A 9663-nucleotide genomic window follows, 5' to 3' on the forward strand; every position below is an offset into this window, starting at 1 on the left:
GCATTCACTGTACCACCTGGTAAAACCAATGCATCATACTCGGAGGTGTCAGCCTCTTCGGCAAAGATATCAGCGGTAAAAGTATCACTCTTATTTACGTCTTGCTGCATGGCTTGCACTTCTTTTTTATTATTTGTTGTTATGAGAAGTGTTTTATAGCCTTTTTCTTTTAACTGATTATTGACATCTTCATACTCTGCTTGTTCAAAGTGATTATGTAATAAGAAAGCAATCGTTTTCATAGTTTTCCCTTTATTATCTATTAGTTTTTATGAACCAATATATTTTTATAAATTGATTTTATTGTTATTTGGTAGTCAATCTTCCTTTAACCTATTTTATCTTTATTGGTGTGCATCCTTTTTGCACAAGCCTTTAATTTTAATTATTTATTATTTGAGTATTTAACTTTTATAGTTATTTTTACTTTTATAATATTTATCTGTTTTGTTTTTTAACTCAGCATTCCCTATCTGATAAATTTAGCATACAAAAAAAACAGGTTTCACCATAGGCGAAACCTGCAATAAAATGTGAGGATATGTGATTAGTGTAAACTGTTAGTAAGCCAAAAAGGCCTTATTGGATATCAATTAACAAGAATAAAACTAACGCTGAATCAATTTTTTAGGTTGTAGACGCCCATTTAGGCTCACTGCACCTAAACCAAGGAACTCTCCCTGCGCATTAAGTAAACGTATATCGACAGGTATTTCATGCTCCAAGTTCTGAAAAGCATTGGAGGCTATGTCATCCACACCAACAGCACTACTATTAGATAGTTGAACAGAAACTACCTTAGAAACATAGTCCTTTAGTTTTCCGGTCAGCACATCGAATACGTTCAGACGCTGTCCCATATGTACACGGACACACTGCTCCTCTGTCAAAGTTAGCTCAGCACTAATCTCAATGCAAGCATCGATAGGCAATAGCCAAGACTGACGCGCATCTAAACTACTCTCTTCTAATGAAGATAAAGCGACAGCGTCATCAATACTGAACTTACCTACTTGTATACGACGCAATACTGTTAAATGTCCTAGCGTACCTAGCTTTTTTGCAATATCTTCTGCCAATACACGTACGTAAGTACCTTTAGTACAAGTAACGGTTAGGTCAATCTGGGCATCATCTATTATCTGTAGCTTAAGTGCTTTAATAGTGATATTTCTGGGAGGTCTATCGACCTCGATACCAGCACGAGCATATTCGTAAAGCTTTTTACCATCTTTTTTTAGCGCTGAGTACATTGGTGGTATCTGTTGCTGCTCACCTAAAAACTGCTGCGCCACAGACGCTAAAAAATCTTCGTTAAGTTGAGGAATGGGCTCTTGTGCCACAATTTGTCCTTCGGCATCACCAGTATCAGTTTGGCTACCTAGCAAGATAGTCGCCTGATAAGATTTATCAGCATCAAGCTGATAATGACTAAACTTAGTTGCCTCACCCATACAAATAGGTAATAGACCTGTGGCCATAGGGTCAAGCGTGCCCGTATGCCCAGCTTTTTTGCTATCGTGCACCGGTGATTTGAACAGATATTTTACTTTTGACACCACTTGCTGTGAGGTCATGCCTTTGGGTTTATCTACTAAGATAACACCAGAGACTTTCACTTTATTAGCTTGTGTTTTATCGGCAGGTTTGGCTGATATGGGCATAGTAGGTACTTACTCATCATTCTCATTTTTTTCAGTCTTAGTGACAGCCTGATTAATCAAATCCATCATATAATTACCACGAGCTGTCACTTCATCATAGTGAAAACGCAAGCGCGGTGTCGTACGTGTTTTTAAACTATGGCTCAGTTCAGTACGTAAGAAACCCGCAGCTTTGTTAAGCACTTTAATACTTTCTTCATGATTAGTCTTGGTCATGGCATCATTAAGCTCAGGCTCCATAATGGTGACATAGACATCGGCATATCCTAAATCAGGACTAACTTTGACACTAGAAATAGTGACAAAACCTGTCAAGCGAGGATCATTAACTGCATCGCGGATAAGGACAGCAAGCTCACGCTGTATTTGATCGGCTAAGCGTTGTAAACGTTGGTTCATTTTATTACCTTAATTTGATATGGCTTATTTTTATTGATTAGTACATATCTTTTAAAAAGATTTAGGGGTTAATACTTGTTAAAAAAGGCCTAGCAGGATCTACCTGTTAGGCCTAAGTAAAGCTTGATAATGAGGAGATATTGCGATGCACAGCCCATTAAGCACGTTGCATGGTTATATACCTCACTATCAGACAATAACGTTAGATAGTACGTGCGAATTCTTGAATTTCAAAGACTTCAATCTTATCACCAGCTTCGACATCGTAACCACGTACCGCTAGGCCACATTCCATACCAGTACGTACTTCATTAACGTCTTCTTTGTAGCGACGTAATGATTGCAACTGACCTGTAAAGATAACCTGGTCATCACGCAATACACGGATAGGTTTATTGCGATAGATTGTACCTTCAACCACCATACAACCAGCAGCAGCACCAAACTTACTAGAGCGGAATACTTCACGAACCTCTGCAACACCAAGGATTTTCTCACGATGTTCAGGAGCCAACATACCACTCATGGCTGATTTCACATCATCGATTAAGCCGTAAATAACACTATAGTAGCGAATATCCATGTTAGCAGTATCTGCTTTACGACGTGCGGTCGCATCTGCACGAACGTTGAAACCTAATAATACTGCCTCACTAGATTCTGCAAGCGTGACATCAGACTCAGAGATAGGACCAACACCCGAACTAATCACTCTGACTTTAACTTCATCAGTTGATAGCTCGTTTAGAGCAGCAAGTAATGCTTCAAGCGAACCACGGACATCCGTTTTCAATACGATGTTCAAGAATGACACATCACCTTGTTCCATTTGATCGAACATACTTTCAAGACGCATAGCATTTTGACGTTCAAGTTGACGCTCACGTTCACGGTTAGCTCTAAAGTCAGCCACTTCACGTGCTTTTTTCTCATCAGTTACGACTAAGAACTCACTACCAGCAGCAGGTGTTTCAGGTAAACCTAAGATTTCTACAGGGATAGAAGGACCCGCTGATTTGATACGCTGACCATTCTCATCTGTCAGTGCACGGACCTTACCATAATGTTCACCGGCTAAGATCAAATCACCTTGCTTCAATGTACCTTTTTTCACTAAGACACTAACAACTGGACCACGACCTTTTTCTAGTCTTGATTCAATAACAACACCTTGTGCAGCACCGTCTAATGGCGCTTCTAATTCCATCAGCTCAGCTTGTAAGCTAATAAAATCCAATAGATCATCAATACCTTCGCCTGTTTTGGCTGAGATACGTGCCATTGGTGTATCACCACCCCATTCTTCTGATACCACTTCTTTTGTGGTCAGCTCATTAAGAACACGGTCAGGATCAGCACTTGGCTTATCCATTTTGTTGATAGCGACGATAATTGGCGTACCAGCAGCACGAGCATGATCAATCGCTTCTGCTGTTTGTGGCATCATACCATCATCAGCTGCTACTACTAGTACAACGATATCAGTTGCCTGAGCACCACGTGAACGCATCGCGCTAAATGCTGCGTGGCCTGGAGTATCAAGGAATGTAATGACACCACGTTCCGTTTTAACATGATAAGCACCAATATGCTGGGTAATACCACCCGCTTCACCGGTTGCTACTTTCGTTTCACGAATTTTATCCAGTAATGATGTTTTACCATGGTCAACGTGACCCATAATAGTCACGACTGGTGGACGTGTTTGCACATTGCTGCTGCGCTCATCGACCGCATCTTGTAAGTCATCTTCAACTTTTGTATCACTGACAGGTACTGGGTTGTGACCCATTTCTTCAACCAGTAAACTTGCTGTTGCTTGATCAATGGTATCTGACTCGCGTGCTATCTCACCCATTTTCATCAGTAATTTAGTCACTTCTCGAGCTTTGACTGCCATACGTTGGGCAAGATCTGCTACAGTGATATGCTCACTAATCTCAACGTCATAAACGATTTTCTCAACCGGTTTTTCAAACTTATGCTGTCCTGATTGGCTTGAACGCAATCCGTTTTTACGGTTTTTAAATTCACGCTCATCTTGGTTCTTGCGACGACGGCCACGTGCACCAGTGCTGTTTGCACCACGCTTGATTTCACGACGCTCTTTTTCGAATGACTCTTCTAATGCATCACCGACCAAACCTTCTGCCAACGGTTCATCTTTTCGAACTTCAGTAACAGGCTCACGATCTGTATATTTACCAGCCATTTTACGCATTTGCTCAAGCGTACGCTTCTGTGCTTCTTCAGCCTGAACACGACGTGTTTCAGTCTCAATTTCGCGTAGACGAGCTTCTTCTTTTTCACGTGCCTCACGAGCTTTACGCTCAGTTGCCGTTTCGACTTTTGGTTTGGTTGCAGCGACTTTTTTCTTCGGTTGGTCTTTAGGCTTGACCTCAACAGCTGCCTTGCCACCTTTTTTCACAACGACTGACGTTGAGATATCGTCATTTCTATCGTCTGATTTTTTGCCAGAACCCAAACTTGCACGCATCGCAGCTAAGGTCGCCGCTTGACGTTCTTCCGCCTTTTTCTTAATAGCAGCACGCTCTTCAGCGTCTTTAGCAGCACGTTCCTGCGACTCAATCATCGCTTGCTCACGCGCAGCCAATTCTTCAGCCATCTTTTCAGGATCAGGCTTTTCAAAGACTTTCTTTTTACGTACTTCAACATTAACACTCTTAGATTTACCTGAAGAGCCAGTCACACGAGCAGTGCTAGTCGTTTTAGACTTAAGACTAATACGACGCTTTTCTTGCTGACCATGACTTTGCTTTAAATACGTCACCAACTTCTCTTGCTCAACTTCTGAGACTAGGTCATCCTCTGCACGAGCAGGTAGTCCAGCATCTACCAGTTGCTGTTTTACAGCACTTGTAGTTTTGCCTACCATATCTGCCAGTTCTTTGACGGTCTTATCTGCCATTTATTATCACCTACTGTCTATTATTTGCTATATGTTCAATTCAGTTGTTGGCTACAAATGATTGGGTTAAGGCTGGTATTTGTATTACATTCCTACCAGCACTTTATATCGATAGCATATCACCAAAAGACAGCGATATGCAGTTACCGCTTATTCATTGAACCAAGATTCCCGAGCTTTCATGATGAGTTTTCCTGCGGTTTCAGAGTCTAAACCTTCGATATCTTCTAGATCGAAGACTGCTTGTTCTGCCAAATCATCAACGGTAATAATGTCTTTCTGTGCCATTTTATAAGCCCAGCTAACCGTCATACCTTCAAGATCTTGTAGCTCTTGACTTGGCTCTTTCATGTTCTGTTGTTTGACCAGCTCATCAGCAATGACTACTTCTTTAGCACGCTCTTGAATCATCTCAATCGCTTCATCGTCTAGACCTTCGATGTCATAAAAAGTTTCAACTGGTACGTAAGCCACTTCTTCGATACTGGTGAAGCCAATATCGACAAGCGCTTGAGCTAAGTCCTTATCTACTTCTAAACGTTCATAGAATAGTTCAATAAACGCTTTAGATTCGTTTTGTTGACGCTGCTGATACTCTTCTTCTAGCATCATATTAAGCTTGTAGCCTGTCAGTTCAGAAGCTAAACGTACGTTTTGGCCTTGTGAACCAATAGCACGTGCTAACTGGTCATTGGTACTAAAGATGATATCAGCAGTCTGCGTATCTTCATCTAAAATAATACTACTAACGTCAGCCGGCTCTAGAGAACTGATGATAAATTGAGCTGGATCGTCTGACCAAACCACGACATCGATACGTTCACCATCAAGCTCTTGTTGTACTGCTTGGATACGAGTACCACGCATGCCGATACAAGCACCGACTGGATCAATACGATGATCATTGGTCTTAACCGCTATTTTAGCACGAGTACCTGGTAAGCGCGCGACATTGCGAATCTCAATAATTTGTTCAGCGATCTCAGGCACTTCTTTTTGCATCAATGCCGATAGCATTTCAGGATGAGTACGAGAGAGTAGTAACTGGGCGCCGCGGTTTTCACGGTTTACATGATATAGAATGGCATTGATACGTGACTTTGCACGTAGCTGCTCACGTGGCAACATCTGATCACGTGACAAATAACCTTCAGCATTGTCACCCAGATCGATAATATAGCCATCACGAGTCTGCTTTTTGACTTCGCCATACATCATTTCACCAATGCGTGGCTCAAAAGCATCAGCAACAAGCGCTCGCTCAGCTTCACGAATCTTTTGGATAATGACTTGTTTGGCTTGTGTGGCAGCAATACGACCAAATTCAATCGACTCGATCTGCTCTTCTTTTACATCGCCGATTGACCATTCTTCTTGATCAAGATCAGTAATTGCTAGCTGACAAGCAGGCATCTCATGGTCTTCATCTGCAACCACTGTCCAATAACGATACGTATCATAATCACCAGTTGCACGATCAATCGCGACTCGTACGGCCACTTCTGGCTGCTCGGTGTATACTTTTTTCTTGGTAGATACCACTAAAGCGTCTTCTATGGCTTCAAAGATATCTTCAGGATTTAAGCCCTTTTCATTACTGACAGTTTCTACTACCGTTAAGATTTCACGACTCATGCTATACCTGTCCTATCATTTTTTAATTGACTTAAATTTTATAATTTGAGTATTAATATTATATGTTCACCGTAAGCTTTACGTTGTATGAATATTTAAATCTTGATTTGTTACAAGCTGCCGGTTACATCAAACTAAACACATTTATAAAACAAACGTTCTAATCTGTTAAGTATCTTCATAAATCAAATTAGCTTTATCTATATTACTCAATGCAATCTCAAACTGCTCACTATCAGCGGCCGTCAACTGTAAAGAATTTTCATTAATACTGTCTAGGGTACCTGTCACTTTACGACGTTTTTGGTCGCCATTACCAATGGCTTGTATCAAACGTAAGCTAACAGTCTGACCAACATATCCATGCATCTGCTCATCTGAGAAGAAAGCACGATCAAACCCTGGTGAAGACACTTCTAAAATATACTCACCAGCAATTGGATCATGTACTTCAAGAATGCCACTTACTTGATGATTTACCGCAGCACAGTTTTCTATGGTTACCTGCTTATCTTGAGCTTGCTCTTCTGGCAACGCTTCAATATAAATGCGTAGCAAAGAACGGCGTCCCTGTGGCGCAAATTCTATACCCCATAGCGCCACATCACAAGCGGCGACTGCAGGGGCAATAATATTAGTCAGTTCTGCAACTTTAGTCGAAAGCTTCATAATCTATTTATATCTTCCTATTCACGTATCTATCGTACTTAATAAACCGTATTAAATTTGTTTGTTATCTCTTATTCAGTGTAAACCATCATATAGTGGGAGACACCATCATAATATTGTTTAATATCACAAGTGTATTATTATGTGTTTCATTCATTTAAGTTTAAAAATATCAAGCTCAGCCAAACAATGCTTTTATTATTCATAAAGCAGCACTATCAATAAAAGAGTAAGGAATAAAAGATAGTATGCTTAGGAAGCATCACTCTAATAATGCTGAGTAACGACAAGCTACAATAAATGGCAGCGTACTCTATAGAACTAGAGCTTAACATAAGTAGGATAGCGCGCGCGATAACACTGATAGTCAGATACAAAAAAACCCACAAGCATAATGGTGGGCTAATAGTTACTGACAAATTTAGTGTACAAAACATCAGTATAAAAAGTGGTAGCGGGGGCTGGATTTGAACCAACGACCTTCGGGTTATGAGCCCGACGAGCTACCAGACTGCTCCACCCCGCATCAATCTAGAACGCACATTCTATAGAGGTTTAGTATAAGTGTCAACGTTTATTTTAAATAAATTCAAATAAAACAATTGAGAACTATAAAACAAAACCATACGCTGTGCTGCGTATTAAAAATTGGTGCGATTGGGGGGACTTGAACCCCCACAGCTTGCGCCACCACCCCCTCAAGATGGCGTGTCTACCAATTCCACCACAATCGCATTTTTACTACTGCGTTTTTCAATATCTTATCTACTGTAATAGATGCTTAAGGTAGGCACCGATAGATAAAGACTTGTAAAAACAGAAAAGCATTGTAAATCTAACGTATCAAAATAGCAAGAGCTACACTCGCAAAAGATATTTAATGAGAATCTTGAGTCAATGGACGCGGTGTCTGTGGTGCTGAAACTGGCGCATCTAAACGAAACTGATCTTCGGCTTGCTTACGTGCATGCACAGCTAACGTCATACTAGTGATAAAAAATATCACTGTTAAAACAGCGGTCGCACGCGTCAAAAAGTTAGCAGTTCCTGCCGCACCAAACACTGTACCTGATGAACCAGCACCAAAAGAAGCTCCAGCATCTGCCCCTTTGCCATGCTGTATCAAAATCAAGCCGATCATAGCAATCGCCACGATAATATGCAGGGCTAATATAAACGTAAACATGGTGGCCTCTTTTGCCGCGTAATGACGACGGATAACGGAAAAATAAATCTTAAGTTTAATAAAAATCAGCGTGTCATGACGCTAAATCGATTATATAAATAAGGCGCATTGTACACGATTGCAAGGGTACTGTTAAATCTACTTTTACTAACTCAGTATTCGCTTAGCTAAAAGCTTTGGCAATCGCTAGGAAACTCTCTGCCTTTAATGAAGCCCCACCAACTAATGCACCATCAATCATCGAGTCTAAAGCAAAACTATCCGCATTATCGGCATTGACACTACCGCCATATAAAACCGTCATGTCTTCCAAGTTATTAGCAAAGCCTGCAACCGTTTGTTTTATATGCTGATGGGTTTTACTCACCTCATACACAGTAGGGACTTTACCAGTACCAATCGCCCAAACTGGTTCATAGGCAATGATTAGACGCCCTGCTAATGAAACGGTAATATCTGGTTGTTGATCCAGTAAATCTTTAATGACTGATAACTGATTATCAATGACTTCAAGCGTTTGTTTCGCATCATACTGTGTCTGGGTTTCACCAATACAGAATACAACACCCAAGTTTTGTGTGAATGCGTGAGTCATTTTTTGCAATAAGCATTCATGAGATTCTTGATGATACTGACGGCGCTCAGAGTGACCAAGTATCGTCCATGTTGCACCGGCATCAACCACTTGTTGTGCGGAACAATCACCAGTATATGCACCAGTAGTTGCACTATGGGCACTAATATCTTGTGCGCTACACAGCACAGACGTATCTTTCAAACGAGCATTAACTGCCGCCAAATGAATATCGCTTGGTGCCACCATTAAATTGCAGCAATTGCTTGAAAACTTTGTATCAGCATATATCGCCGTCAACAAACCCTCTAACAGTGTATCGACGTCGCGGCTCGTTGCTGGATTCTGTTTCCAATTACCTATTACCCAAGCTTGCATACTCATCTACCTTGTCTCATGTATTCCTGCCAATTCGGCTAATATGCATGGCAGTATAACAAATAATTCTCAAGTGCTATAGTATCCTGCCACCCATCAAAAAATAGACTTTTAAAATACATGCGCAACTGACATTATCATAAGCTTTAACTGTTTACGTGTTGGCTGTTTAATGTCCTATATAACTTTTTGCAACTGGTGTGTTAAACATTCATAAATAGTCACTACT

8 protein-coding genes and 2 tRNA genes are annotated in these 9663 nt (G+C 40.8%); all 10 read right to left on the bottom strand.

Annotated features, from left to right (window positions below):
- The coding region (locus ACT3QP_RS12975) for a DJ-1/PfpI family protein (RefSeq protein WP_444525796.1) at positions 1–242 on the bottom strand (242 nt) is incomplete at its 3' end.
- A 366-nt stretch (positions 243–608) separates the two neighbouring features.
- Entirely contained in the window at positions 609–1664 is a 1056-nt protein-coding gene (truB, locus tag ACT3QP_RS12980; RefSeq protein ID WP_444525797.1) for a tRNA pseudouridine(55) synthase TruB, read from the bottom strand.
- A gap of 9 nt (positions 1665–1673) precedes the next feature.
- On the bottom strand, positions 1674–2063 hold the full coding sequence (locus ACT3QP_RS12985) for a ribosome-binding factor A (protein ID WP_192518345.1): 390 nt from the start codon (positions 2061–2063) through the stop codon (positions 1674–1676).
- Positions 2064–2265: 202 nt separating this feature from the next.
- Positions 2266–4992 (bottom strand): translation initiation factor IF-2, encoded by a 2727-nt coding sequence (gene infB, locus ACT3QP_RS12990; RefSeq protein WP_444525798.1) that lies wholly within the window; start codon positions 4990–4992, stop codon positions 2266–2268.
- A 150-nt stretch (positions 4993–5142) separates the two neighbouring features.
- On the bottom strand, positions 5143–6627 hold the full coding sequence (gene nusA, locus ACT3QP_RS12995) for a transcription termination factor NusA (RefSeq protein WP_192518347.1): 1485 nt from the start codon (positions 6625–6627) through the stop codon (positions 5143–5145).
- 168 nt (positions 6628–6795) lie between these two features.
- Positions 6796–7296 (bottom strand): ribosome maturation factor RimP, encoded by a 501-nt coding sequence (rimP, locus tag ACT3QP_RS13000; protein ID WP_444525799.1) that lies wholly within the window; start codon positions 7294–7296, stop codon positions 6796–6798.
- Between the two features lie 449 nt (positions 7297–7745).
- Positions 7746–7822, bottom strand: a tRNA-Met gene (locus ACT3QP_RS13005).
- 123 nt (positions 7823–7945) lie between these two features.
- Positions 7946–8030 (bottom strand) — tRNA-Leu (locus ACT3QP_RS13010).
- 143 nt (positions 8031–8173) lie between these two features.
- Positions 8174–8482: a preprotein translocase subunit SecG gene (gene secG / locus ACT3QP_RS13015; RefSeq protein ID WP_192518349.1), complete on the bottom strand. Its 309-nt coding sequence runs from the start codon at positions 8480–8482 to the stop codon at positions 8174–8176.
- A gap of 163 nt (positions 8483–8645) precedes the next feature.
- Positions 8646–9434 (bottom strand): triose-phosphate isomerase, encoded by a 789-nt coding sequence (gene tpiA, locus ACT3QP_RS13020; RefSeq protein ID WP_444525800.1) that lies wholly within the window; start codon positions 9432–9434, stop codon positions 8646–8648.
- Positions 9435–9663 lie beyond the last annotated feature (229 nt).

The organism is Psychrobacter sp. AOP7-B1-24 (assembly GCF_052376215.1).
GTDB lineage: Bacteria > Pseudomonadota > Gammaproteobacteria > Pseudomonadales > Moraxellaceae > Psychrobacter.

Bases quoted from the DNA above. Each gene is read 5' to 3' on its own strand.
- truB (WP_444525797.1), bottom strand. From the start codon at position 1,664: ATGCCCATATCAGCCAAACCTGCCGATAAAACACAAGCTAATAAAGTG.
- nusA (WP_192518347.1), bottom strand. From the start codon at position 6,627: ATGAGTCGTGAAATCTTAACGGTAGTAGAAACTGTCAGTAATGAAAAG.
- secG (WP_192518349.1), bottom strand. From the start codon at position 8,482: ATGTTTACGTTTATATTAGCCCTGCATATTATCGTGGCGATTGCTATG.
- infB (WP_444525798.1), bottom strand. From the start codon at position 4,992: ATGGCAGATAAGACCGTCAAAGAACTGGCAGATATGGTAGGCAAAACT.
- tpiA (WP_444525800.1), bottom strand. From the start codon at position 9,434: ATGCAAGCTTGGGTAATAGGTAATTGGAAACAGAATCCAGCAACGAGC.
- ACT3QP_RS12985 (WP_192518345.1), bottom strand. From the start codon at position 2,063: ATGAACCAACGTTTACAACGCTTAGCCGATCAAATACAGCGTGAGCTT.
- rimP (WP_444525799.1), bottom strand. From the start codon at position 7,296: ATGAAGCTTTCGACTAAAGTTGCAGAACTGACTAATATTATTGCCCCT.